Genomic DNA, 25,722 nt, shown 5'->3' on the forward strand with positions numbered 1-25,722 from the left:
CCGCTAGGCTGCCAGATCGGCCACGACGGCGTCGAGCACCGGGAAGCCCTCTTGCGTCACGCGCAATCGGCCGTCGGCGTCGACCGCGATCGCGCCCTCCTCGCGCAGCAGCGCGATCCGCGACGGATCGAGCGGACGGCCGGACAGTAGTTGATAGCGCTGCGGGTCGATGCCTTCGGCGAGCCGCAGCCCCATCAGCAGGAATTCGTCGGCGCGCTCTTCGCTGGTGAGGCGTTCGTCGGCGATCAGCCCGTGCCCGGTGGCTTCCACGCGCATCAGCCAGCTCTCGGGACGTTTCTCGGTGGCGGTGGCGTAGCGCGCCGCACCGATATCGAGCCGGCCGTGGGCGCCGGGGCCGATCCCGGCATATTCCTGGCCGCGCCAGTAGATCAGATTGTGCCGGCATTCCGCGCCCGGGCGGGCGTGGTTGGAGATCTCGTAGGCCGGCAGGCCGAGTTCGGCGCAAACTGATTGCGTGACGTCGTACAGCGCCCGCGCCTCGGTCTCGTCCGGCGTCGGCAGCTTTCCGGCCTTGTGCAGCGAATAGAACGGCGTGTCGGGCTCGATGGTGAGTTGATACAGCGACAGATGCTCGGCGGCCTCGCCGATCGCGTAGCGCAGCTCGGCTTCCCACATCGCCGCGGTCTGTCCCGGCCGCGCATAGATCAGGTCGAATGAATAGCGGTCGAACGCCGATTTGGCGATCGCTACCGCATTCAAGGCTTCTTCGGCCGAATGCAGCCGGCCGAGCGCCTTCAGCGAGGCGTCGTCGAGCGCCTGCACGCCGAGCGAGACGCGGTTGACGCCGGCGGCGCGATAGCCGCGAAACCTCGTCGCCTCGACGCTGGTCGGGTTGGCTTCGAGCGTCACTTCGGCGTCGGGCGCGACCTGCCAGTGCCGGGCGATCGCATCCAGGATCGCCGCCACCGTCGATGGCTGCATCAGCGACGGCGTGCCGCCGCCGAGAAAGATCGAGCTCACCTGGCGCGGCCCGATCCGCTCGGCGGTGGTGGCGATCTCACGCGTAAACGCGCGGGCGAACCGCTCCTCGTCGATCGCGGCGTGGCGGACGTGGCTGTTGAAGTCGCAATACGGGCACTTCGACAGGCAGAACGGCCAGTGCACGTAGACGCCGAAAGCTGGGTCGGAGCTAGCCCGCAAGGCAAATCTCCGCCAGTTTGACGAACGCCTTGGCGCGGTGCGACAGGCCGAGGCCGAGCGGCGGTAGGCCGTGCTTCTCGACGCTGGTCATCTCGCCGAAGGTGCGGCTGTGACCCTCGGGCAGGAAAACCGGATCATAACCGAAGCCGGCGGTGCCGCGCGGCGGCCACACCAAAGTTCCGTCGGCGCGGGCCTCGACCTCTTCGATATGCCCGTCCGGCCAGGCGACGCACAGCGCCGAGACGAAATGCGCCTTGCGCTGCTCCGGCGCAGTCGCACCTCGCTCCTGGAGCAGGCGCTCGATCCGCGCCATCGCGCCGGCAAAATCCTTCGAATCCCTGGCCCAGCGGGCCGAATAGATCCCGGGAGCGCCGTCGAGCGCATCCACCGCAAGGCCGGAATCGTCGGCAAACGCGGGCAGCTGCGCGGCCTTGGCGGCGGCTTCGGCCTTGATTCGGGCATTGGCCTGGAAGCTGTCGCCGGTTTCGTCCGGCTCGGCGAGGCCGAGCTCGCCGGCGGAGATCGCCTCGATGCCGTAAGGCGCCAAGAGCTCTCGCATCTCGGCCAGCTTGCCGGGATTGTGGGTGGCGATCACGAGCTTGCCGGTGATTCGACGATGCATGGCGATGTCAGCCTAGCTCAGCTCGCGTTGCAAAGAAGTGGCAGGAATGACTCACCCAACCGCCATTTTCTGCAGGTCCACCAGCCGGGCGACGCCCTTTTGCGCCAGCGCCATCAGCTGCAGGAACTCGTCCTGCGAGAACGGGGTGCGTTCCGCGGTGCCCTGCACTTCGACCAGACGGCCGTCGCCGGTCATCACGAAGTTGGCGTCGGTCTCGGCCTCGGAATCCTCGGCGTAGTCGAGGTCCAGCACCGGCGTGCCGTTGTAGATGCCGCAGGAAATCGCCGCGACGTTGTCGCGGAGCACCTGGCCCTTGATCATGTTGCGGGCCTTCATCCAGTTCAGGCAGTCCGCAAGCGCCACCCAGGCGCCGGTAATCGAGGCGGTCCGGGTGCCGCCGTCGGCCTGCAGGACGTCGCAATCCACCGTGATCTGACGCTCGCCGAGCGCCTCGAGATCGACGATGGTCCGCAGCGAGCGGCCGATCAGGCGCTGAATCTCCACGGTCCGGCCGTTCTGCTTGCCGGCGGACGCTTCGCGGCGGGTGCGCTCCAGGGTGGCGCGCGGCAGCATGCCGTATTCAGCCGTCACCCAGCCGCGGCCCTGCCCCTTCAGCCACGGCGGCAGCCGCTCTTCCAGGGTGGCGGTCACCAGCACGTGGGTGTCGCCGAACTTCACCAGGCAGGAGCCCTCGGCATATTTGACGACGCCGCGTTCCAGCGACACGGCGCGCAATTCGTCGGGCGCACGGCGGCTCGGCCGCATGGGGGACCTCCATCTATGGCAGGGGGAAGAACAATGTTGCGGTGCTTTTAGGGGGCCGCAGCCGCAGCGGCAAGGGTTGCGGGCCAAAGCCATGCGCTCCCCGCTTGTAACCGGGCCGAAGCGACGACAAATTAAGGGGATTACGGAGGACAATTTGGCTCAGCACGACCCGATCGGCCTGATCGCGCCCAATGCCGGCCTTGCCCAGCTCAACGAGCGCTCGCGGGAGATTTTTCGTCAGATCGTCGAAAGCTATCTCGCGACCGGTGAGCCGGTGGGCTCCCGCAACATTTCCCGTCTGATTTCCGTCCCGCTGTCGCCGGCCTCGGTGCGCAACGTGATGGCCGATCTCGAACAGCTCGGCCTGATCTACGCCCCGCACACCTCGGCCGGCCGGTTGCCGACCGAACTCGGCCTGCGGTTCTTCGTCGACGCTCTGATGCAGGTCGGCGACCTGACCGAGCCGGAGCGGCAGTCGATCCAGGCGCAGCTTTCGTCGGTGGGACGGGCCCACACGGTCGAAGCCGCGCTCGGCGAGGCATTGACGCGGCTGTCCGGCCTGACGCGCGCCGCCGCGGTGGTGCTGACCGCCAAGGCCAACGTCCGGCTCAAGCACATCGAATTCGTCAGGCTGGAGCCGGAGCGTGCGCTGGTGATCCTGGTGGCCGAAGACGGCCAGGTCGAGAACCGCGTGCTGACGTTGCCGCCCGGGGTGCCATCGTCGGCGCTGATCGAAGCGGCCAATTATCTCAACGCGCGGATTCGCGGCCGGACGCTGGCCGAAGCCCGGCTCGAGCTCGAATCGCTGATGGTTCAGAACAAGGCCGAGCTCGATCAGCTCACCCAGAAGGTCATCGCGGCGGGCATCGCCAGCTGGTCCGGCGGCGACGGCGAAGACCGGCAGCTGATCGTGCGCGGCCACGCCAATCTGCTTGAAGACCTGCACGCGCTCGATGATCTGGAGCGGGTGCGGCTGTTGTTCGATGACCTCGAGACCAAGCGCGGGGTGATCGATCTGCTCGGCCGCGCCGAAAGCGCCGACGGCGTACGGATCTTCATCGGCTCGGAAAACAAGCTGTTCTCGCTGTCGGGCTCGTCCACCATCATCGCGCCTTACAGCGACGGTGCCGGCCACATCGTCGGCGTGCTCGGCGTCATCGGGCCTACTCGGCTGAACTATGCGCGGGTGATCCCGATGGTCGATTACACCGCGCGGATCGTCAGCCGGATGCTCGGCGGCTGATTTTCCGAAACTTGATTTTCGCGCCGCAAACCACGATATCCCGGCCAGCTCTCCCGTAACGATCCAGAGATTTTTCAAGAAGGTAGCGTGATGACCGAGACTGATGGACAGAAGGACAACAACCAGGACACGGCGCAGGCCGCCGCCGATCCGGTCGTTTCCAAGCCGTACATCATGCCGGACGACCCGGAAGAAGGATCGAACGAGGCACTGGTGCGCGAGGCTGCGGACGCGCGCGACAAGATGCTGCGGACGCTCGCCGAAATGGAGAATCTGCGGAAGCGGACCCAGAAGGAAGTCGCCGACGCACGTACCTATGGGGTGACCTCGTTCGCGCGCGACGTGCTCGATATCGCCGACAATCTGCAGCGTGCGCTCGACGCGGTGCCGGCCGACGCCCGCGCCAATGCCGAGCCGGGTCTGAAGGCGCTGATCGAGGGCGTCGAGCTGACCGAACGCTCGCTGCTCAACGCGCTGGAAAAGAACGGCGTCAAGAAGTTCGATCCGAAGGGCCAGAAGTTCGATCCGAACTTCCAGCAGGCGATGTATGAAGTGCCGGATCCGTCGGTGCCGGCCGGCACCGTGGTGCAGGTGGTTCAGGCCGGCTTCACGATCGGTGACCGTGTGCTGCGTCCGGCGCTGGTCGGTGTCGCCAAGGGCGGCGCCAAGGCGGCGCCGAGCGACGGCGGCAGCGAGACCGGCAGCGTCAACTGAGGCGAGCTGCGGCTTCGGCGCGAGCCGGAGCCGCGCCGCCGATCAGCCTCAAGTTGCTCTGAGAGAAAAAACGACGCGCCGCCTGCGCGTCGTTTTTCATTTGATCAGCGCGGTTGCAGACCGTCGCGGACTTTGCGGAAGCGCGGAAACGCGGTTTCCCATTGCTCTTTCGGCGACGAGCCGATCACCCGCATCGCCACATTGGCGCTGCCGAAGCGCAGCCACTGCACCACGGTCACTGGCGTATTGTCCTTGCCGCTGACGCCGGTGACCCGGGTCTCGAATCCGGGTGCGCCGTCGATCCGGATCGGCTCCGACATCGTGATCTTGCTCTCGCGCACGCCGGGGATCGCTTCGGCCGCCTGCTGGGCGAAGCGGGCGCGGTCGTCGGTCTTCTCCGGCACCGAGCCGATCAGGCCGAGCACCATGAACGGGCCGGTCTCGACCGCCTCTTCGTTGCCGTCGGTCAGCAGCAGCGCAGCCCCGGGCGCCAGCGTCCGCACCGTCTTGAAGTCGCCGAGCTCGCGGATCTTGAACGGCATCTGCGCGACCTGCTCGTCGACCGGCACCTGCTGCCGCACCGACACCGAGGACAGCATCTTCTTGACGGCCTCGTCCGAGTAGGTCTTCGCCTCGGTGGCCGGCACCTGGACGGCGACATAGCCGGAAAACAGCTTGCTGCCGGGCACGATCAGCGAGTAGCGGCGGACCTTGTCGGGCCCCACCACGGCATCTTCGGCGGTGAAATAGCCGTTGCCGGCGGTGGTCTCGATCTTCTCCGGCTTGACGTTGCCGAGCGAGCTTTCGGGCGCGGCTTTGAAGGCCGCGTCGATCTGATCGAACGCCGGCCCCGGCAGCTCGGACACCAGCACCTTGACGCCTTGGTCGGCGGACTCAAAGCCCAGGAAGGCCGTGGACTGGTTCAGCCCCGGCATCGGTACGATGCCGACCCGGATGCCGCGTGGGTAAACCGCATCGGCGGCAACCGCGTTGGTCGCGGCGGCCGACAGCAGGGCAATCGCAAACAAGCGCGCTATCTGTCTCATGGCGAGTTGTCCTGGGGCTGCATTGAGGCCGTTGTTTGGTCGGGTTCGACCGGGTTTGGTGCTGCAAATCGGACGGCCGGCGACTGCGATGATGCGCTGCGCGCGCCGGCCCGGCAAGCCGCGCCGCAGCGCGCTATGCAGGCGGTTCGTAACGATTCGTAAAGCCCATGTTTTCGTGATCGAAACGCCGCCACGGTCCTTGCGGACCCGACCCCCCCTCCTATATCAGGCTCACCGCCGCCAAATCGCGAGCAAGTGAATTTTCTTAGGGGGTTTGGACCGGTGCGCCGTCAGGGCCCGTCCAACTCGCCGCAAAAAGAAGGATGTGAACACCATGGGAAAGGTCATTGGTATCGACCTCGGCACCACGAATTCGTGCGTTGCCGTAATGGATGGTAAGTCTGCCAAAGTCATCGAGAACGCCGAGGGTATGCGCACGACCCCGTCGATCGTCGCGATCACCGACGACGGCGAGCGTCTGGTCGGCCAGCCGGCGAAGCGTCAGGCGGTCACCAATCCCGAGCGCACCTTCTTCGCAGTCAAGCGCCTGATCGGCCGCCGCTACGACGACCCGATGGTCGAGAAGGACAAGGGTCTCGTCCCCTACAAGATCGTCAAGGCTTCCAACGGCGACGCCTGGGTCGAAGCCGACGGCAAGACCTATTCGCCCTCGCAGGTCTCGGCCTTCATTCTGCAGAAGATGAAGGAGACCGCGGAAGCGCATCTCGGCCAGAAAGTCGATCAGGCCGTCATCACCGTTCCGGCGTACTTCAACGACGCCCAGCGCCAGGCCACCAAGGACGCCGGCAAGATCGCCGGTCTCGAAGTGCTGCGCATCATCAACGAGCCGACCGCGGCCGCGCTGGCCTACGGTCTCGACAAGGCCAAGACCGGCACCATCGCGGTGTACGACCTCGGCGGCGGCACCTTCGACGTCTCGATCCTGGAGATCGGCGACGGCGTGTTCGAGGTGAAGTCGACCAACGGCGACACTTTCCTCGGCGGTGAAGACTTCGACATGCGTCTGGTCAACTACCTCGCCGACGAATTCCAGAAGGAGCAGGGCATCGACCTGCGCAAGGACAAGCTTGCGCTGCAGCGCCTGAAGGAAGCCGCCGAAAAGGCCAAGATCGAGCTGTCATCGACGACGCAGACCGAGATCAACCTGCCGTTCATCACTGCGGACCAGTCCGGTCCGAAGCATCTGACCATGAAGCTGACTCGCGCCAAGTTCGAAGCGCTGGTCGACGATCTGGTGCAGAAGACCATCGAGCCGTGCCGCAAGGCGCTGAAGGATGCCGGCCTCACCGCCGGTGAGATCAGCGAAGTGGTGCTGGTCGGCGGCATGACCCGCATGCCAAAGGTCCAGGAAGTGGTGAAGCAGCTGTTCGGCAAGGAGCCGCACAAGGGCGTCAACCCGGACGAAGTCGTGGCGATCGGCGCGGCGATCCAGGCCGGCGTGCTGCAGGGCGACGTCAAGGACGTGCTGCTGCTCGACGTGACCCCGCTGTCGCTGGGCATCGAGACGCTGGGTGGCGTGTTCACCCGCATCATCGATCGCAACACCACGATCCCGACCAAGAAGAGCCAGGTGTTCTCGACCGCCGAAGACAATCAGAACGCGGTCACCATCCGGGTCTTCCAGGGCGAGCGCGAGATGGCGGCCGACAACAAGATGCTCGGTCAGTTCGACCTGATGGGCATTCCGCCGGCACCGCGTGGCATGCCGCAGATCGAAGTGACGTTCGACATCGACGCCAACGGTATCGTCAACGTCTCGGCCAAGGACAAGGCGACCGGCAAGGAGCAGCAGATCCGCATCCAGGCTTCTGGCGGTCTGTCCGACTCCGAGATCGACAAGATGGTCAAGGACGCCGAAGCCAACGCGGCCGAAGACAAGAAGCGCCGCGAGGCGGTCGACGCCAAGAACCACGCCGACGCGCTGGTGCACTCCACCGAGAAGGCGCTGGCCGAGCATGGTTCGAAGATCGACGAAGGCGAGCGCCGCAGCATCGAAGACGCGCTGAGCGATCTGCGCGAAGCGCTGAAGGGCGACGATGCCGAGGCGATCAAGACCAAGAGCAATACGCTGGCGCAGGCTTCGATGAAGCTCGGCGAAGCGATGTACAAGCAGGCCGAAGCCGGCGGCGGTGCGCAGCAGGCCGGTAAGGACGACGTGGTCGACGCCGAGTTCACCGAAGTCGACGACGACAAGAAGAAGTCGGCGTAAGTCACCTCCGACGGAGACTACGCGACGTGGACCATGCCCCCATCTGAGGAACGCCATCCGCGGTCATCAGGTGGGGGTTGTCTTGTAAGGTGTATCGATCCCGTTTCGGGATTGGGCGCCGGCCGTGGCGGACGCTCCTTCGGAACGGATCTTTCACCGGCATGAAAGCTGCACGCACCCGGAGCCAAACGGGTTGAATTCCAGCAGGTTTGACGGATGTCCACCACCAAGCGTTGCTACTACGAAACCCTCGAAGTCGAGCGCAACGCCGACGACTCGACGCTGAAGAGCGCCTTCCGCAAGCTCGCGATGAAATGGCACCCGGACCGCAATCCCGGCGACCCGCAGTGCGAGATCAAGTTCAAAGAGATCAACGAAGCTTACGAAGTCCTCAAGGATGGCGATAAGCGCGCCGCCTATGACCGCTACGGCCACGCGGCGTTCGAGCAGGGCGGCTTCGGCGGAGGCGCCGGGTTCGGCGCGGGCTTCGCGTCGTCGTTCTCCGACATCTTCGAAGATCTGTTCGGCATGGCGGCGCAGCGCGGCCGCGGCACCGGCCGTGAGCGTGGCGCCGACCTGCGCTACAATATGGAAATCACCCTGGAGGACGCCTTCAAGGGCAAGACCGCGCAGATCGAAATTCCGGTCTCGGTCACCTGCGAAGCGTGCTCGGGCACCGGCGCCAAGGCCGGCACCAAGCCGAAGACCTGTTCGACCTGCGGCGGCGCCGGCCGCGTTCGCCAGGCCCAGGGCTTCTTTACGCTGGAGCGCACCTGCCCGAGCTGCCAGGGCCGCGGCCAGACCATCGAAGACCCCTGCCCGTCCTGCACCGGCTCCGGCCGCGTCACCAAGGAGCGGACGCTGTCGGTCAACATTCCGCAGGGCGTCGAAGACGGCACCCGGATCCGGCTGGCCGGTGAAGGCGAAGCCGGTCTGCGCGGCGGACCGCCCGGCGACCTCTACATTTTCCTCTCGCTGGCCAACCACGCCATCTTCCAGCGCGACGGTGCCGACCTGCATTGCCGCGTGCCGATCTCGATGGTGACGGCGGCGCTTGGCGGCGAATTCGAAGTGCCGACGATCGATCGCGGTAAGACCAAGGTCAAAGTCCCGTCGGGCACGCAGACCGGTCGCCGCTTCCGCATCGCCGGCAAGGGCATGCCAGTGCTGCGCTCGCGGCAGGTCGGCGACATGTATGTCCAGGTGGTCGTCGAAACGCCACAGAACCTCACCAGGAAGCAGCAGGAACTGCTGGCGGAGTTCGAAAAATTGTCCTCCGGTGAAACCCAGCCCGAGGCCGTGGGTTTCTTCTCGAAGGTCAAAGAATTCTTTGGCTCCCGCGCTAGCGCTCCCTGACGGTCGTCTAACTTGACCGGCCTGGGTGTGGCCTATACTTGTTGATGTAACAAAAATTTGACACTGGGCCGCGTTTTCCCGGTTGGTAGCTGAATGGCTTTGCAGTCGTCCGTTCGCGCGTTCAAGAAGCCGCCCCGTCCGCTTGTCGACGAGGTCCGCTTTCTGCGCTCCTGGATTGAGAAGCCGTTGCACATGGGCGCGGTGATGCCGTCGGGCAAGCTGCTCGCCCGGACCATGGCGCGTTACGTCGACATCCAATCCGATGGGCCGGTCGTCGAACTTGGGCCTGGGACCGGCGCGATTACCAGCGCGCTGGTGGAGCATGGTGTCGACCAGAAACGTCTGGTTCTGCTCGAATTTGATCCCGGCTTCTGCGCGCTGCTGCGCGAGCGCTTTCCGCTCGCCAAAGTCGTGCAGGGCGATGCTTACCGGCTGCGCGACTCACTGTGGGATGCGCTCGAGGTCCCGGCAACTGCGGTCGTATCCGGTCTGCCGCTGGTGACCAAGCCGATGCTGACGCGGATGAAACTGATCCGCGATGCGTTCACGCTGCTCGAACCCGGCGCGCCGTTCGTGCAATTCACCTATTCGGTGGCCCCTCCGATCCCGAAGTCGCTGCCCGGCGTGTCGACCGAGGGTTCCGAGCGAATCTGGATGAACGTTCCGCCCGCCCGTGTCTGGGTTTACCGCAAGCGCTGACGCGCCGCCGGTTCGAGCTCCGACTTCTCTGATTTGCTGACAGCACTTGGTTCGCGATCACCCCACCCGCCCTTGATCGCGGCGGCGCGCTGGGGGATACCGGGCCATGTCCGCGGTCAAGATCCTGATCATTCCCGGTTCGCTGCGCACCGGCTCGCACAATGTGCGGCTGGCGGCCGCTGCCGCGCATGAATTCGCGCGGGCTGATATCGACACCACCTGGCTGTCGCTCGCCGACTACCCGCTGCCGATCTACGACGCCGACTTCGAGGCGAAATCCGGGGTGCCGAAGAATGCTGTCGGCCTGAAGCGGATGATCGGCGCGCACCATGGCGTGTTGATCGTCAGTCCCGAATACAATTCGGCGCCGCCGCCGCTGCTCAAGAACGCGATCGACTGGGTGTCGCGGGTCGAGGATCCGCATGAGACCCAGGGGCAAGTGTTTCGCGACCGCGCCTTCGCGCTCGCCGCAGCCTCCGAAGGCAAGCTCGGTGGTGCGCGCTGCCTCGCCGCGCTGCGGCTGATCCTATCGGGCTGCCGCGCGCCCGTCATTCCCAGTCAGCTCACGCTGTCGTTCGCCCACGAGGCTTATGACGACAACGACCGGCTCAAGCACCCGGCCGACATCGCCGCCCTGCAGGCGATGGTGCAGCAACTGATCGATTTCGCCCAGCAGATGATGAGGTAACGAGTTCATGGCGCCAGCCGACACCCCTGACCGCGACCGGCTGATCGTCGCGCTCGATCTGCCCGATATTCGTGTCGCGGAAGCGATGGTCGACCGGCTCGGCGACAGTGTCGGCTTCTACAAGATCGGTTATCAGCTCGCCTATGCGGGCGGACTGCCGCTGGCCCGCGCGCTGGTCGGCGCCGGCAAGAAGGTGTTCGTCGACCTCAAGCTGCACGACATCGGCAACACCGTTGCGCGCGGCGTCGAAAGCCTGAGCCATCTCGGCGCATCCTTCCTCACCGTCCATGCCTATCCGCAGACCATGAAGGCCGCGGTCGAGGCTCGTGGCTCCTCCAAGGTGAAGATCCTCGCCGTCACCGTGCTGACCTCGTACGACGACCGCGATCTGGCGGACGCGGGCTATCGGTTCGGCGTGCGCGATCTTGTCGAAGCCCGCGCCCGCCAGGCGCAGGCGATCGGTGTCGACGGCCTGGTCTGTTCACCGGAAGAAGCCGCGCATCTGCGCGGCATCGTCGGTCCCGAGATGGATCTGGTAACGCCGGGCATTCGACCCGCAGGTGCTGCGGCCGGCGATCAGAAGCGGATCATGACGCCCGCCAAGGCGATCGCTGCCGGCGCCAGCTATCTGGTGGTCGGCCGGCCGGTGCTGGACGCGCCCGATCCGAAGGCCGCTGCCGATGCGATCGTCGCCGAGATCGCGGCGGCGCGCGCTGCCTAACGAACCGCAAAGGGAGAGTCTGGATGCCGAAAGGCTATTGGGTGGCGCGGATCGACGTGCACGATCTCGACAGCTACAAGCGTGATTATGTGGCCCATAATGGCGCGGTGTTCGCAAAATACGGCGCCAAGTTTCTGGTGCGCGGCGGCAGCTTCGAGGCCAACGAAGGGCCGGCACGATCGCGCAACGTGGTGATCGAATTCAAGGACTACGAGACCGCGCTCGCCTGCTATCATTCGCCGGAGTACCAGGCGCTGATCAAAGCGCGCTCGCCGTTCTCGCAGGGCGAACTGGTGATCATCGAGGGTTATGACGGGCCGCAGCCGTCCTGACGTCGAGACGAAACGCCACCGCCCCAGTGCTCGGTAAGTTGCCGGGCGCGGGGCCGGCGGTTATACCGCGGCATTGAAAAAGGATGCTCAGCCGATGTCCGATATGCGCCTGATCGTTGCCGGAGCCGGTGGCCGCATGGGCCGGGCGCTGACCCGCGCCATTAGCGAGACCGAGGGCGTGGTGCTGACGGGCGCTCTGGAGTCGCCGAATTCCGAGCTGCTCGGCAAGGATGCCGGCACCCTCGCCGGCCTGTCCGCCAACGGTGTGCTGCTGTCGGCCGACCTGTGGTCGCTGTCGGCGAATGCCGACGGCATCGTCGATTTCACCGTGCCGCAGGCCACCATTGCCAATGTGGCGATCGCGGCGCAGCGCGGCATCGCCCACATTATCGGCACCACTGGACTGTCGGCCTCCGACAATGCGGTGATCCAGAGCGTCACCAATCGCGCCGTGGTGGTGAAGTCCGGCAATATGAGCCTCGGCGTCAATCTGCTGGCCGCGATCGCCAAGCGCGTCGCGCAGTCGCTCGACGACAGCTTCGACATCGAGATCGTCGAGATGCATCACCGCGCCAAGGTCGATGCGCCGTCCGGCACGGCGCTGCTGCTCGGCGAAGCGGTGGCGGCAGGCCGCAAGATCGATCTCGCGACCCATTCGGCTCGCGGCCGCGACGGCCTCACCGGCGCCCGCAAGCCCGGCGATATCGGCTTTGCGTCGCTGCGCGGCGGCACCGTCACCGGCGATCACACCGTGATCTTCGCCGGCGCCTCGGAGCGGATCGAACTCACCCACAAGGCCGAAGATCGCATGATCTTCGCCCACGGCGCGCTGACGGCAGCACGCTGGGCCAAGGACAAGAAGCCCGGCCTGTACTCGATGGCCGACGTGCTCGGCCTGGGCGACATCTGACGTCCGCGTCGATCGGCGCGTGAGGTTTCCCGAGGCGGGTCGTTCGGCCGCCCCGGTGCGTTTCCAAGCGCGAAGAAACTAACCGATCAGCGATTTGCCGGTCATCTCGGCCGGCTGCGGCAATTCCATCAGCTTCAGCAGGGTCGGGGCGAGGTCGGAGAGCTGGCCGTCGCTCAGCGGGCCGTTGTCGCCGACCAGCAGCACCGGGACCGGATTGGTGGTGTGTGCGGTGTGCGGGCCGCCGGTTTCCGGATCACGCATCATCTCGCAATTGCCGTGGTCGGCCGTAACCAGCAGAGCGCCGCCGGCCTTTCGGATCGCCGCGACGATATGGCCGAGCTGAGTGTCGACGGTCTCGACCGCCTTGATCGCCGCCGGCAGGCTGCCGGTGTGGCCGACCATGTCCGGATTGGCGAAGTTGAGGACGATCAGGTCGTACTTGCCGGACTCGATCGCGGCGACGGCCTTGTCGCCGAGCTCAGGCGCCGACATTTCCGGCTGCAGATCGTAGGTTGCGACCTTCGGCGAAGGCACCATGATCCGGTCTTCGCCCGGATAAGGCACTTCCTCGCCGCCATTCAGGAAGTAAGTGACGTGCGGATATTTCTCGGTCTCCGCCATCCGGAGCTGATGCAGGCCGGCGTCGGCGACCACCTGGCCGAGGCCGTTCACCAGGCTTTGCGGCGGGAAGATCGTACCCATCAGCGCGTCGAGCGCGGTCGAGTACTGCGTCATGCCGACGGCGGCCGCGATCTTCTTCACCTGCTTGCGCGGGAAGCCGGCGAACGCAGGGTCGAGCAAGGCGGCAAGAATCTCGCGCACCCGGTCGGCGCGGAAGTTGAAGCACAGCACGCCGTCGCCATCGCGCATGCCCTGATAGTCGCCGACGACGGCCGGCACGATGAACTCGTCGTTCACTCCGGCCGCATAGCCGTCGGTGATCACCGCACCCGCGTCTGCAAACCGCGGCCCGTCAGCATCGGCGATCACCCCATAGGCCTTGGAGACGCGCTCCCAGCGGTTGTCGCGGTCCATCGCATAATAGCGGCCGCTGACGGTGGCGATCGGCACATTCGGCGGCAGGTCGGCGCGTAGCCGGGAGATGTCGTCGACTGCGGACTTCGGCGGCGTATCGCGGCCGTCGGTGAAGGCATGGAGCACCGTCGGCACGCCGGCCTTGGTCAGGATCCTGGCCAGGGCGCAGGCGTGGTCCTGGTGCGAATGTACGCCGCCGGGCGAGACCAAGCCCATCAGGTGGCAGGTGCCGCCGCTGGCGCGCAGTTTTTCGATGAACGTCACCAGACCCGGCGCCCGCTCGATCTCGCCGCTGGCGATCGCGTCGCTGATCCGCGGCAGATCCTGCATCACCACGCGGCCGGCGCCGATGTTGAGATGGCCGACCTCGGAGTTGCCCATCTGGCCGTTCGGGAGTCCGACCGATTTGCCGGAGGTGCGCAGAAACGCGTGCGGGCCGTTGGTCCAGAGCGCGTCGAAGGTCGGAGTCTTGGCCTGCAGCACGGCATTGTCCGCCGGGTCCTCGCGCCACCCCCAGCCATCGAGAATCACGAGCATCACGGGGCGGCGGGACTGCATGGCAAGAACTTTCCTGGATGTGGGGGGCGCCTCAGCGCCCCTCACACCTATGGTCGCGACCCGCCCCCGTCAATCGGGTTAGGCCTGCAGCTCAATCGGCCCTGAGTTGCCCGGCTTCCCAGCCGATCATCGCCTGCTTGCGGGTCAGGCCCCAGTGATAGCCGGTGAGCGCGCCGCCTTTGCCGAGCGCGCGATGGCACGGGACCACGAACGAGATCGGGTTCTTGCCGACCGCTGCGCCGACCGCGCGCGAGGCTTTCGGCAGGCTGATCTTGGCGGCGATGTCCGAGTAGCAAACCGCCTTGCCGAGCGGGATCTTCAGCAGCGTCTCCCACACCCGCACTTCAAAATCGGTGCCGATCAGCACCACCCGCAGCGGCTGCTCGGCGCGCCACTGTGTTGGATCGAAGATCCGCTGCGCCAGCGGCGCGGTCGCCTCCTGGTCCGGCACGCTGAGCGCGCGCGGCCAGCGCTGTTGCAGATCGACCAGCGCCGCCTGCTCCTCGCCGGGATCGGCGAAGGCAAGACCCGCAAGGCCGCGATCGGACGCGATGATCACCGCCGTGCCGAAAGGCGACGGATGGAATCCGTAGCGCAGGCTGAGCCCGGCGCCGCCGCTCTTCCATTCGCCCGGCGACATCGCCTCGTGGGTCACAAACAGATCGTGCAGCCGGCCGGGGCCAGACAGACCGGACGCTAAGGCGGCGTCGAGGACGCTGGCAGAATCGCGCAGCAGCGATTTGGCATGGTCGAGCGTCAGCGCCTGCATGAATGCCTTCGGCGTCAGCCCGGCCCAACGCCGGAACAGATGGTGCAGCTCGTCGGGCGTCAGCCCGGCTGCCTCGGCGATCGCCTCGATGGTGGGCTGCGCCTTCCATTTCTGCGAGATGAAGGCGATGGCGCGCCGCACGCAGTCGTAATCGGCCAGCGCGGAATCGCGGGCACCGGGTTTGATCAGCTGGTGGTCGGCAAGGGCAAGGTTCATCATCCCGCCGATGTTACCCGCCGCGGCGCGCGCCGCCACCCGATTTCCTGGTCTCAGGCCGGGTACAGCGGCCCACGCCGGGCGGCGTCGAGGGCGGCCATCAAAGCTTTGGCGAAGTTCGCTTTTTCCTCCGCGCCAAGGAAGCTGGCGATCGCCAGCCGCCGGCCGGACGAGACCAAATACAGCCGCTCGACGCCGGCCTCGTGGTGGACGATTTTTTCCAGCCGCACCCAAAGTGGGTTCAGCACCCATTCGGCGACTTCGCCGCGCGCCGAGGTGCGGCGGACCCGCAATTCGCTGCAGGTCATCGAGATTTCCTCGCTAGCCCGGGCGCGCGCGAAGCTCACCTTGAAGGCGAAAGCGAGCGCCAGCACATCCAGCCCGAAGAAGCCGAACACCGGCCAAGCGCCCATCAACCAGAACGCCAGCCCGGCGGCGAAGCTGGCGGTGCCGACCAGCCCAATCAGAATCAGAAATCCGTTGTGACTCAAGGCGCGATGCGGCTTCAGCCGCGCCGAAAACAGTTTCGGCTCTCTCGAATCCGGACCAAGATCGGGTTCTGTCGCCATAGCGGAATATTATACCTCACCCATGCCGAAAACCACCCGCCGCCCCGCCAAGCCCGCTGCCAAGCCGCCTGCGGCGTCCCCTGCCAAACCCGCCAAGCGTATCGCAGCCGCAAAGCCGAAATCAGCGCCGGCCAAGCCGGTCGTGCGCCGCGGCAAGGCCCCGCGCCGCTGGAGTGCAGCCGAAGTGCACGAGGCGTTCAGCCGCTTTGCCAAGGCCAACCCGGAGCCGAAGGGCGAACTTGAGCATCTCAATCCGTTCACGCTGCTGGTCGCGGTCGTCCTCTCGGCGCAGGCGACCGACGCCGGCGTCAACAAGGCGACGCGGCCGCTATTCGCGGTCGCCGACACGCCGCAGAAGATGCTGGCGCTCGGCGAGGAGCGGCTGCGCGAGTACATCAAGACCATTGGTCTTTTTCGCACCAAGGCGAAGAACGTGATTGCGCTGTCGCAAAAGCTGATCACCGACTTTGGCGGTGAGGTGCCGAATACGCGCGAGGAGCTCGAGACGCTGCCCGGCGCCGGCCGCAAGACCGCCAACGTGGTGCTGAACATGGCGTTCGGTCAGCCGACGATGGCGGTCGATACCCATGTGTTCCGGGTTGGTAATCGCACCGGCATGGCGCCGGGCGAGACGCCGCTGGCGGTGGAGCTTGAACTGGAGCGGGTGATCCCGGCCGAATTCATGCAGCACGCCCACCATTGGCTGATCCTGCACGGCCGCTACACTTGTCTCGCCCGCAAGCCGCGCTGCGAGGTCTGCCTGATCAACGATCTGTGCCGCTGGCCCGAGAAGACGGTGAGTTAGTTCGGGCAGTCCTGCGTCCGAAGCCCGTCCGTCATTGCGAGCGAAGCGAAGCAATCCAGAGGCCGCGACGCGGGACCTGGATTGCTTCGTCGCTTTGCTCCTCGCAATGACGGGGAGGCCGACGTCAAGCTACTTCATCATCGCTTTCACTTCGTCGTGCAGCGATTGCCGTGCGGCGTCGTCGGCGTAGAACATGTGGCCGCCGGGATAGACGACGAACTTCACGCGCTTCTCGGCCAGCGTCGGCGGCAACTGATCGAGCACCATTTGGGTGCCGAAATACGGCGCGGCGAGATCGAACAGGCCGCCGGTCACCAGCACCTGCAGGCTCGGGTCGACGCTGAGGATCTCGCGGAGCTGCGTGGTCGATTCCAGCGGCTGGCGGCCGCGGCCGAAATCCCATTGTTCGGCGACCGAGCCATTCAGCAGTTCGTACGAGCCGTCCGGCTTCCAGTTCAGCGTCGAGCGGGTCAGCTGCACGGCCGCGCTGGTGAGCGGTGCGATCAGCGAATCTGCCGACGGATCGCCGAAATGCGAGCCGCTGGAATCCGGGAATGGATCGAGCCCGAGTTTGGCCCCGTCGAACCGTCCGGTGACCCGGCCGCGATCGCGGTCGAACTCACGCTGGAATTCGCGGGTGTCGAACCGTCCGGCCAATCGCCGGCTCACCGTCTTGTCGATTCCCGTCAGTGCAGAAACGCGGTCGGCGAGCCGCGTGGTCGCTTCCTTGTCGGCTTCGCCTTTGACCAGGTCGGTGAGGAATTCGCTGCGCGCGTAGCTCTCGACGTCGGCGAGGTCGGTGCGGGTCACCTTGCCTTTCTGCTGCCGCGCCACCGCGGTCATCGACGGCAGCCGCGCCGCATATTGCAGCAGGCTGGAGCCGGATAGGTCGCGGAAGTCGAGCACCGGCGATACCAGGATCAGACCGTTGACGCCGACGCCCTGCTTGGTCTGCAGATTGTCCACCACCTTCGGTCCGCGAATGCCGCCGTAGCTTTCGCCGGCCAGATACTTCGGCGAAGCGAGCCGGTCGTTCTTCTCCAGCCAGCGCCGGATCACCACCGCCATCGCCGAGATGTCGCCCTCGACCGCATAGAAATGCTTGCGCACCTCGTCGCCGCTGGCGACGAAACGGCTATAGCCGGTGCCGACCGGATCGATGAACACCAGATCGGTGAAGTCGAGCCAGGTCTCCGCATTGGCCTGCAGCACCGGCGGCGACGACGCCACCACGCTGCTGCCGATCGGCAGCCGCCACGGTCCGGCGGCGCCGAGCTGCAGCCAAGCCGAGGATGCGCCGGGGCCGCCGTTGAACAGGAACGTCACCGGCCGGTTGCGCGGGTCGGCGCCGTCGAGCTTGTAGGTGGTGACGGCGATATCGGCCTGCGGCTCGCCCTTGCCGTTGTACAGCCGGATCGAGCCGGCGGTGGCGGTGAACGCCAGAGTGCGCCCCGGCAACGCCAGACTGTGCTTGGTGGTGACGTCCGGCGGCAGGCTGTTGAGTTCGGCGCGGGCCGGCGACGCCTCGGCTTTGCTTGCGACCGTGTCGGTCTGCTCCGCAGCTGATTTCGCCCGATCGGCGTGCGGTGCTGCGGGCCGCGTCTCTTGGGCGATGGCGTTCGAATGCAGCTGCGGCAGCGCCAGCGCTGCGATCAACATTGAGGCGGTCACGGCGGACCGGGGCGACAGCGGCATCGACATCTCCTTCGGCAACGCCGCAGCGTCACCGCAGCGTTGGGCATGGGGCTTGAAATCGTCGGGACCGACTCTGAGCGCAGGACTGCGTCAGTTTGGCGACGCTGCGGCCGGTGCGGCCGCCAGCGTCACTCCGCCGCGGCGAGCGCCGGCGGCAGCGCGCCGAGCTCGCGGGCGAATTCCACCATCAGGCCGGCCACGTCCTGCGGACGTTCTTCGTGCGCGAGGTGGCCGAGGCCCGGCATGATCACGCTGCGGGCGCCGGGGACCATCGCTTGCACCCGCTCGGCATCCGTCGACGCGATCGTCTTGTCGTTGCTGCCGGCGACCAGCAACAGGCGCGGCGTCAGCCGCGGCAGCTCCGCGGCGAGGCGCTCCAACCGCCAGCTCGCCATCATGGTGAGTGCCGCCGCAACGTGACCCGGGCTGCAGACGAGCCCGCGATACAGCTTGATGCCGTCCGGCTGAAGCGAGGAGCCGGTGTCGGCGATCATCCGGTCCACCATGCCCTTCGTGCGCGCGAACCGCGCCACCAGCCGCGGCACCATGGCGCTGCCTGCCAGCACTCTGGCGAGCGGCAGCATCCAGCGCCCGGCGCGTCCGCCGATCGGCAGCAGCGCGCCGTTGAGGCTGACGAGACCCGACGGCGCGATCAGACCATCGAGGCACATCCGCGCGAGCACTGCGACGCCGGCCGAATGTCCTGCCACCAGCGCCGGACGCTGCCCCAGCGTGCCCAGAAGTGCGGCGATGTCCTCGGCCATCGCGTGGAGCGACATCCGTCCGCGCTCCGGCGTCTCGGTGAAGCCGTGACCGGGAAGATCGGGTGCGATCACCGTGAAGTGCTCGGCGAGGAGCGGTGCGAGGTCGCGCCACGAATGCGTCGCCGCACCGGTGCCGTGGAGCAGCAGCAACGTCGGCCCGCGCCCCATCTGCTGCACGTGCCAACGAAGACCGGCGGCTTCGACGAAGCGGCTGCGGTCGCGGTGAGGCCAATCGCCGCCGTCATGCTGCCAATCAGGCTTTGGATGATGCCGTCGTGAGGGAAGCCTCGGCGACGAGGTCTGCAGAGTATCGCGCGCGGGATGAAGGACCAAAGCTGATCGCCTCCATGGCGCCGAAAGCAAACTGGCGCACACGGACAAACGCAGTCCCGCCGCAGAGTTCCTGCGGCGAATCGATTTCGCGCCTCGCAATTGCAGAATGGTAATTAGTGCGGAAAGACAGAGAGCGTCGATTGGAATGCAACTAACAGCTCGGAGTGAACCCTGCGCGAGGTTGACATCGCTTCGTCAAGTTAGCCCGACACCAGGCACAGCTCATCATCTCTCTGCGTCGTGTTGGCTTGACGCTGAGTGTCAGCTCCGACCGACACATCATCGATTATATCGAGCGGCGATCTCTTTTGTGCATCCGGTCGACGCAAACCACCTGATACTTCATCGCAACTTGGAACGATCGCAAGATCCTCCAGGTTCAAGTTCGAAGCGGTGCCCATGCCCGCCAGGAGTGCTCAGCGATGAAGATGTCTCACCTTGCCAATTTCCTGATGATGATCGTCGGTGGGGCCGTGCAGGAGGTGTCGTCCGCGGTTCGCCGCAAGCTTCGCGGCGTGGCGCGCACCGACTAACGTTCCGCGCGGCTCCTCTTATTGCAGCATGCTGCGCCGGTCCGGCGCCAGCACTTCGGGCCGCGATCCCGACAGCCGCTTGTGCAGATGGACCATGAAGGCCATGCCGAACAACGGCGTCGCCAGGTTGACGATCGGGATCGACACGAAGGCGGCGATGATCAGTCCGCCGATGAACACCGTGGTGGCGTTGTCGCGCCGCATCGCCTTGGCTTCCGGCGCTGGGCGGAAACGCATTGCGGCGAGCTCGAAATATTCCCGGCCGAGCAGCCAGGCGGTGGCGACGAAGAACACGATCGCGCCGGCGCCGGCGACGAACAGGAACGGCAGCGCCACCAGATACACCAAGATGGTCAGCAGCGCGGTCTTCACCGTTTCCCAGGTGGCGAGCCCGATCGGCAGCGCGACGCCCGGCGCTTCGTGCGGATAGTATTCGCGCTCGACGTGCTCGGCGGCCTCGTCGACGAAAATGCCGGCCACCAGTGAGGTCACCGCCGGCATCAGGAACACCGCGCCGACAACGATGCCGAGCCCCGCCGCGATCGACACGATCCACGACAAGATGTTCAGCGGGGTGTGAAAGCCGCCCAGCGTGGCTTCGGCCCAGATCTCGCTCGAACTCGCCAGCCAGCTCAGCAGCCGCTGCAATCCGACCGCCGCGACCGCGATCAGCGCCAGCGCGAAGCCAACCGAGCGCCACAGGATCGAGCGCATCGGCGGCGACAGAATCTGGGTCAGCGCCTTGATGGCGGCGTCGAGCATGGCGGCGTCCTCGTCCCGGAAAAACAGCCTCGAACAGGTAGAGACCGCGCCGATGTTCGGCAAGGGCCGGGACGTCTGCGGCGCGCGCGCTTACCGCCGCAGCCGCCGCGACGCCGGATAATTCATCACCTTCGGCACCTTGCCGTCGCGAAGCGCCTGCTGCATGCCTTCCCAATAATCGGCCTGCATCAGCTCCGGATGGGCGTCGCGGAAGGCCCGTCGCAGGCCGGGGTCATCGATCCGCAGCCCCTCCAGCATCTCCTGCGGCCTGAACACCATGCCATTGTCGAATTCACCCGGCGCCGCACCGTCACGGCTCACGGTGACCGAGGTCAGCGGCTCCACTGCGTCGTAGTCGAACAGATAGACTTTGCGAATGCGGCTGACGCCGTAATTGCGGCCGTCGAGATCCTTGTTGAAGATATCGGCCGCGGCGTTGTTCTTGATGCAATCGCCGAGATTGATCACCGCGGCGCGGGATTCGGCTGCGGACGCATTGGCGAGATACAGCGGCAGCGGCGTCAGTTTGATCTGAACGATCAGATGCCGGAACACCAGCGCGCCGCGATCGAGCGTTACCGTGCCGATCCCGGCTTCCAGCAGCTCGTCGAGCAGCTCGGGTGCGAACATCGTGCGGTCGAGCTTGACGTTGGAGTAGATGATGTTGTCGAGCATCGATCCGGCGCGGTCGATCTCGTGCACCAGATTGTATTTGCGCAACACCTCGTCGAGGCCGTCGAAGTAATCGAACTTGTAATCGTCGGTCGGATGGTCGCGGATGATCTTCAGCACATAGGCCGACGACGGCATCGTGAAGGCGATCGCCACCGTGCCCTTGAAGCCCGGTGCGGTGGCGAGCTTTTCCTTGGTCTTACGATGTTCGGCCAGGATCTCGGTCATCACCGCGACCTTGCCGAGGTGATGGAAGCCGATGCAGGAATATTGCGTGCCGAGCGGCCGCTTCGGCATCAGCTCATGGAGCAGCCGGGCGAGCTCGTGATAGCGCGGGTTGGTGGCGTGGTAGTTCGCCAGCGTCGACGAGAACGCATATTGCAACTCGTCGCTGTCGGTCAGCACCGCGTCAATGACCAGTCCGTCCTTCTCATTGAGCAGCGCGATCAGCAGCGGGAGGTTGCGCATCGGCATGTCGCCGCGGTCGCGCAGTTTGATCCGGCCGACCAGGCAGGCGCCGCGATTGCGGAAGAAGCCGGAGTCGGCGATCTCGATTTTGACCGGTTCGCCGGGACGCGGGCTGAGCGGCTCCAGCGCCGTCTCGATTGCCTGCGCGGCAAGCGCCGCGTCGCCGTCTCGATCGCGCCACGGCACGCGGAAGCCAGCGTCGTCGAGAATCCCGGCGATCACTTCGGCGGTGATCGGCAGCGTGGTGGTGGTGGTCTTCAGCACCGCTGCTGGCGAGGTGGTGCGCCGTGCGGTGGCGCCGGCGTCATAGGACACTGGCCGCCATTCGTCGCTCACCAGCTTGCGGCGCAGCGACTGCCAGAACGCGAAGGCGAAATCGGCCTCGTAGCGGCCCTCGATCGCGGCGAGCAGTTCGGCCTCGGCGGTCGGCCACAGCTGTTCGTCGGTCGTCAGCTCCGGCAGCCCGGCTTTCAGCAGCGGAACCAGCTGGTCGATGCAGGCGGTGTACAGCCCGATCCGGATCTTCGACAGCCGCACCGTCACCGGCCAATCGCGCGCCTCGAACGCCGCCTGCGCCAGCGCCGGAATCCGACGCGACACCGAGTAGTAGTTGTCGAACGCCGACAGCAGCACGCGCGCCAGCAGGCGCGCCTGATCGTCGGGATCGTCGGTGCGGTACAGCGCGTCGAGCAGGTCGAAATCGGGCTCGGCGATCCGCGTGGCGTGCTCGATCTCGGCGGCGCCGAGCGGCCGGGCGCGGGTGTGGGAAATGGTTGCGGTCATTGCGTCGGGGTCAGCGCATCTCGTCAGGTCGCGCCTCCGGCTGCCCGTCCGGACCGGCCTCTCAGCCGGCCACCGGACCGAACCACCGGGGCGATTGCGTCATCATGGGAGGCTTTGGCCCCTCCAAGCGTGATCTGACGCAAAACACCCCCCGCCGAAAGACGGATGCGACAATCTGTCGGGGCGGGAAGGCTTGGGGCCGTGAGGTCTGGTGGACCGAGATTGGCCGATCAGCGGGCGAGGCAGAGGACCAGCAACCGCGGCGGTGTTGAGCCTGTCCCGCGTGACGTCGTTGGGCTGTCCAATGTCACCGGGTACGACAGATAGGACGCCGTCGCCCCGCTTCAGTCTCTCTCACGGCTGCGCGGGTGGCGGAGCGACGGAGGCGTTCGGCTCGATCTTCGGCGTCACAGTCTCGTTGGTCTCGAAGAACGTCAGCGCGGCGGCTGAGAAGCCATCGGGGGTCTCATACATCAGATGGTGCGTTGCGCCCTTGAACTGGACCAACCACGCTCCGGGAATTGCGGAGGCGATCGTCTTCGAGCTGTCGGTGCCGACGACGTTGTCGGCGGTGCCGACCACCAGCATCACCTGATTGGGAATCGCCGGCAGCTTATCGAGCGGGGTCTTCCAATGGGTGGTGGCCTCGACCTGCCGCGCCACGATCGGGTCGGCCGGCACCCGGCCGTGCAGCGCCTTGGCGACGTTGCTGCCGTCCGTCGAGGTGGCGTGAATCAGCGCCTTGTTGAACCGGTCCGGGTACTGCAGCAGCAATTGCTGGGTAATCGTGCTGCCCATCGAATAGCCGAGCACATCGCTGCGCTTGACGCCGAGCGCGTCAAGCAGGCCGATCACGTCTGCGGCGAACAGCGGATAGCTGAAGGTGGTGTCGTTGGCGGTCGTGTGGCCCATGCCGCGATTGTCCATCAGGATCAGCTGACGGGTCTTCGACAGCGCCTCGACCACCTGGGGCGGCCAGTTCTCGGCGGTGCCGCCGAGCCCCATGATCATCACCATCGGCGCGCCCTGGCCGATCAGCTTGTAGCCGATCGAGATGCCATTGGCGTCGATCTGATAGATCGTGTGGCCACCCGCGTCATGGCCGATCGCCTTGCCGGCCGGCGCGATGGGATCGGCGAGGGCGGAGGTCGCGGAGAGCAGGAGTGCGACGATACCCGGAGCGAACAGCCGAGTGAGCTTTGCCATGCGAATCACCTTGCGACGTGTCGAATCGTCGCCGGATAGCAGCAAGCGCGGGAAGCGTCGTTGCGGATAAAGTGGAGCGCTACGGGAAATCGTCGAAATCGCCGTCCCACGTCCAGCCATCCAGACGCGATTCGCCTCGATCCAATCGTCGGTCGCATCGTTCTCCGGATGCGCCATCAGCCTTGCTTCCGCCTGGAAGCCCTCAATCTCGCTCGCCGAGAGCCTTCGGCTATTCGGCCGTGGCATTGCCGGATCTGTTGGGCAGGCGGGCTTTTTCCAATCTCCGGCCGCCAATACCATGCTGGCGGACAAAGTCTCGATGTCGAGAATACGCCGTTCTGCATCGGCCTCGGGACCGTAGCTTGAATCGATCATGATCTGGGCCTCGCGCCGCTATCTAGATGACCGCGATATACGGAGCGTCCATTCCCGGATGTCGCTACGCTCACGCGGACTGCTTGCTACTTCATTCATTCCGACATTTACTCATCAGCAGGCGCTTGCGCTCTTTCAACAGACCCCGTGATGATCGCGATGTTCTCGCCTTCATTTGCTTTTGCAATTGAGATTGTCTTTTCCATCACCAGAGCGACCGAATTCTCTTCTCGTTCAATTCCATCCCAGACGATTGTTGGATGGCCGCCAATTGCTTCGATAGACCCGTCGGCTCGAACGGTCCAGGTCGCTTCTGAAACAGCCACCGCAAGATAAGTGATCTCGTTAAGACAGAGCACAGTCGGAATAACGACTACAAATCTCCGGATCGCAGGCATCTTCTGCGCAATCTCAGATGGAATGACGGCTCTGAATCCGCGGCGAGTAAGAGTCGCAAACATTGCTTTGTTCGAATCAAAGGCAGAGGTAATCTGAGAAAGCGTTGCTGTTGGATCCATCCCTGATCGATACTTTAGAATGGCAGTCGTAAAGATCTCGACGAATTGATGGAGAAGTCTATAGCCCGTCAGTCTTGAAGACTCGCAAGTAATTGGTACTTCGAGTTTTGGTAGAGGGGGGCGCTGAAGAGATAAAATTGTCCCGGTTTCACCGAGTAAGTAACCCGCTTGAAGACGTCTTGAAATTTCGGTCAGGGGAAATTTGGCGTCGGACTCTATAAGAAATTTTAGCTCTACCGCCTGAGCTCAAAAATTGAATACTATGTCAAAACAATCGTTGTTCAGCCTCATTCGGTGCAGGTTTTGAGGTAGCTCAATCCCAGCGGTGGAGCTTATTTCAGCAGCTAATGTAACAGTCCTTCCGAGCGTCTTATTGGATACCGTAATAGTCGCCTCCGCCGCATCAGATGACTTGACGGAAAGAGTGCCGTTCTCGATTCGATCGATGTCAGAGGGTAGTGCGATTCCGAATCGTCGTCTCTGTATGGTGAGATTGGTTATGGTGATCTCAGGGTGTCTACCGATTAAAAACTCAACAAGTTGCTCATCGTCGCCATCGAACGAGAAGTTCACGCCAATCGAATTGTGATCGTAGCCGCACGAAGCTCGCGCACGGATCTTCTGTTGTAGATATTGGGAATTGCTGCTGCCGATGTGCTGCTCAAGCAATGCTCTTAGATTTGAGCCGTCAAGGTGAATCTCATTTGCGTCATCTAGCGGCAGGCTCAGAAACGTCCTGTGAAGATCGGGGGCGCCGTCTGCTTCCGCTTGTCGGACTCTTCTCAATATAACTTCGATGGCGGCTGTCCCGATGTGGACAAGCATGGCATGAATAACGCGGTTATCTCCATTGAATTGAAGGCAGGCAATGAAAGCTGGAATGTCCGCATCAACAAGATTCTTGAGAGCCGACAGTTTGCACCTGACATGCTCAAACTTGTTCCGGCTAGACTTGACTTGTATCATGACCTTTTTCAGGTCGTTCTGGCTATCTAGCGAGCGCCCTCGGGTCGCCTGAGAGGGGAATTCAACGAAAAAATCCCAGCCCATCCGGTCAGGATTCGATTTTGTACATCTCAGGCTGTTTCGAATGCACCACCCTTGGAAGTCCGACTCACCAAGGTCACCGAGCTCCTGATTCTCGCCGCCTCCGGGCATTGCTCAATTGCTCCGA

The 25,722-nt window shown here is 65.0% G+C and carries 24 protein-coding genes; 10 read left to right on the top strand and 14 right to left on the bottom strand.

What is annotated here, in order from left to right; genetic code table 11:
- Positions 1-3 precede the first annotated feature (3 nt).
- Genes hemW through rph form a run of 3 tightly spaced genes read right to left on the bottom strand, consistent with a single transcriptional unit; the run spans position 4 to position 2,548 of the window.
- Positions 4-1,161 carry a radical SAM family heme chaperone HemW gene (gene hemW, locus LRC39_RS01675; protein ID WP_346296132.1) on the bottom strand — a complete coding sequence of 386 codons (1,158 nt, stop codon included), beginning with the start codon at positions 1,159-1,161 and terminating at the stop codon, positions 4-6.
- Positions 1,151-1,783 (bottom strand): RdgB/HAM1 family non-canonical purine NTP pyrophosphatase, encoded by a 633-nt coding sequence (gene rdgB, locus LRC39_RS01680; protein ID WP_346296133.1) that lies wholly within the window; start codon positions 1,781-1,783, stop codon positions 1,151-1,153. The genes hemW and rdgB overlap by 11 nt, the downstream gene beginning before the upstream one ends.
- Positions 1,784-1,834: 51 nt before the next feature.
- The gene (rph, locus tag LRC39_RS01685; RefSeq protein WP_011155897.1) at positions 1,835-2,548 is read right to left on the bottom strand and encodes a ribonuclease PH; all 714 of its coding nucleotides are present in this window, start codon (positions 2,546-2,548) and stop codon (positions 1,835-1,837) included.
- 154 nt (positions 2,549-2,702) lie between these two features.
- Between rph and hrcA the strand changes: the two genes are divergently transcribed.
- Together hrcA and grpE are read left to right on the top strand one after the other, a co-directional pair.
- A complete protein-coding gene (gene hrcA, locus LRC39_RS01690) occupies positions 2,703-3,791 on the top strand; it encodes a heat-inducible transcriptional repressor HrcA (protein WP_107342567.1) in 1,089 nt (362 codons plus the stop codon).
- Between the two features lie 90 nt (positions 3,792-3,881).
- Entirely contained in the window at positions 3,882-4,505 is a 624-nt protein-coding gene (gene grpE / locus LRC39_RS01695) for a nucleotide exchange factor GrpE (RefSeq protein ID WP_107342568.1), read from the top strand.
- 104 nt (positions 4,506-4,609) lie between these two features.
- Here the strand turns inward: grpE and LRC39_RS01700 are convergent, their stop codons facing one another.
- Entirely contained in the window at positions 4,610-5,551 is a 942-nt protein-coding gene (locus LRC39_RS01700) for a hypothetical protein (RefSeq protein WP_346296134.1), read from the bottom strand.
- A gap of 334 nt (positions 5,552-5,885) precedes the next feature.
- Here LRC39_RS01700 and dnaK point away from each other — a divergent pair, with 334 nt between their 5' ends.
- From dnaK to dapB, 7 genes are all read left to right on the top strand, one after another.
- The gene (gene dnaK / locus LRC39_RS01705; RefSeq protein ID WP_346296135.1) at positions 5,886-7,781 is read left to right on the top strand and encodes a molecular chaperone DnaK; all 1,896 of its coding nucleotides are present in this window, start codon (positions 5,886-5,888) and stop codon (positions 7,779-7,781) included.
- Between the two features lie 216 nt (positions 7,782-7,997).
- Positions 7,998-9,137, top strand: coding sequence for a molecular chaperone DnaJ (gene dnaJ, locus LRC39_RS01710; protein ID WP_346296136.1), 1,140 nt, complete (start codon positions 7,998-8,000; stop codon positions 9,135-9,137).
- A 93-nt stretch (positions 9,138-9,230) separates the two neighbouring features.
- A complete protein-coding gene (locus LRC39_RS01715) occupies positions 9,231-9,836 on the top strand; it encodes a class I SAM-dependent methyltransferase (protein ID WP_107342571.1) in 606 nt (201 codons plus the stop codon).
- A 106-nt stretch (positions 9,837-9,942) separates the two neighbouring features.
- Positions 9,943-10,524, top strand: coding sequence for an NADPH-dependent FMN reductase (locus LRC39_RS01720; protein WP_346296137.1), 582 nt, complete (start codon positions 9,943-9,945; stop codon positions 10,522-10,524).
- Positions 10,525-10,531: 7 nt separating this feature from the next.
- Positions 10,532-11,245 (top strand): orotidine-5'-phosphate decarboxylase, encoded by a 714-nt coding sequence (gene pyrF, locus LRC39_RS01725; protein WP_346296138.1) that lies wholly within the window; start codon positions 10,532-10,534, stop codon positions 11,243-11,245.
- A gap of 23 nt (positions 11,246-11,268) precedes the next feature.
- Complete coding sequence (locus tag LRC39_RS01730) at positions 11,269-11,577, top strand: DUF1330 domain-containing protein (RefSeq protein WP_107353916.1); 309 nt, start codon at positions 11,269-11,271, stop codon at positions 11,575-11,577.
- Positions 11,578-11,671: 94 nt separating this feature from the next.
- Complete coding sequence (gene dapB, locus LRC39_RS01735) at positions 11,672-12,487, top strand: 4-hydroxy-tetrahydrodipicolinate reductase (protein ID WP_107342575.1); 816 nt, start codon at positions 11,672-11,674, stop codon at positions 12,485-12,487.
- Between the two features lie 78 nt (positions 12,488-12,565).
- Here the strand turns inward: dapB and gpmI are convergent, their stop codons facing one another.
- The 3 genes from gpmI to LRC39_RS01750 all read right to left on the bottom strand — a co-directional run bounded on the left by gpmI (position 12,566) and on the right by LRC39_RS01750 (position 15,634).
- Positions 12,566-14,080 (bottom strand): 2,3-bisphosphoglycerate-independent phosphoglycerate mutase, encoded by a 1,515-nt coding sequence (gene gpmI / locus LRC39_RS01740; protein ID WP_346296139.1) that lies wholly within the window; start codon positions 14,078-14,080, stop codon positions 12,566-12,568.
- A gap of 91 nt (positions 14,081-14,171) precedes the next feature.
- Positions 14,172-15,068, bottom strand: coding sequence for a bifunctional helix-turn-helix domain-containing protein/methylated-DNA--[protein]-cysteine S-methyltransferase (locus tag LRC39_RS01745; protein WP_346297563.1), 897 nt, complete (start codon positions 15,066-15,068; stop codon positions 14,172-14,174).
- Positions 15,069-15,118: 50 nt separating this feature from the next.
- Entirely contained in the window at positions 15,119-15,634 is a 516-nt protein-coding gene (locus LRC39_RS01750; RefSeq protein WP_346296140.1) for a DUF2244 domain-containing protein, read from the bottom strand.
- A 22-nt stretch (positions 15,635-15,656) separates the two neighbouring features.
- On the opposite strand from LRC39_RS01750, the gene nth reads away from it, so the two are divergent.
- A complete protein-coding gene (gene nth, locus LRC39_RS01755; RefSeq protein ID WP_346296141.1) occupies positions 15,657-16,439 on the top strand; it encodes an endonuclease III in 783 nt (260 codons plus the stop codon).
- 129 nt (positions 16,440-16,568) lie between these two features.
- Here nth and LRC39_RS01760 read toward each other — a convergent pair whose 3' ends face one another.
- From LRC39_RS01760 to LRC39_RS01790, 7 genes are all read right to left on the bottom strand, one after another.
- On the bottom strand, positions 16,569-18,134 hold the full coding sequence (locus LRC39_RS01760) for a S10 family peptidase (protein WP_346296142.1): 1,566 nt from the start codon (positions 18,132-18,134) through the stop codon (positions 16,569-16,571).
- 128 nt (positions 18,135-18,262) lie between these two features.
- Positions 18,263-19,204, bottom strand: a complete 942-nt coding sequence (bchO, locus tag LRC39_RS01765) for an alpha/beta fold hydrolase BchO (protein ID WP_430624952.1) — start codon at positions 19,202-19,204, stop codon at positions 18,263-18,265.
- A 578-nt stretch (positions 19,205-19,782) separates the two neighbouring features.
- Positions 19,783-20,526 carry a sulfate transporter family protein gene (locus tag LRC39_RS01770; protein ID WP_107353921.1) on the bottom strand — a complete coding sequence of 248 codons (744 nt, stop codon included), beginning with the start codon at positions 20,524-20,526 and terminating at the stop codon, positions 19,783-19,785.
- Positions 20,527-20,616: 90 nt separating this feature from the next.
- Entirely contained in the window at positions 20,617-22,449 is a 1,833-nt protein-coding gene (gene aceK / locus LRC39_RS01775) for a bifunctional isocitrate dehydrogenase kinase/phosphatase (protein WP_346296144.1), read from the bottom strand.
- A gap of 354 nt (positions 22,450-22,803) precedes the next feature.
- Positions 22,804-23,655, bottom strand: a complete 852-nt coding sequence (locus tag LRC39_RS01780; protein ID WP_346296145.1) for an alpha/beta fold hydrolase — start codon at positions 23,653-23,655, stop codon at positions 22,804-22,806.
- A gap of 482 nt (positions 23,656-24,137) precedes the next feature.
- The gene (locus LRC39_RS01785; protein WP_346296146.1) at positions 24,138-24,548 is read right to left on the bottom strand and encodes a hypothetical protein; all 411 of its coding nucleotides are present in this window, start codon (positions 24,546-24,548) and stop codon (positions 24,138-24,140) included.
- Positions 24,549-24,794: 246 nt separating this feature from the next.
- Complete coding sequence (locus LRC39_RS01790) at positions 24,795-25,706, bottom strand: hypothetical protein (RefSeq protein ID WP_346296147.1); 912 nt, start codon at positions 25,704-25,706, stop codon at positions 24,795-24,797.
- Between the last annotated feature and the right edge of the window lie 16 nt (positions 25,707-25,722).

The sequence above is a fragment of the Rhodopseudomonas sp. P1 genome, from assembly GCF_039642825.1.
In the GTDB taxonomy this organism is placed as follows: Bacteria; Pseudomonadota; Alphaproteobacteria; order Rhizobiales; family Xanthobacteraceae; genus Rhodopseudomonas; species Rhodopseudomonas palustris_H.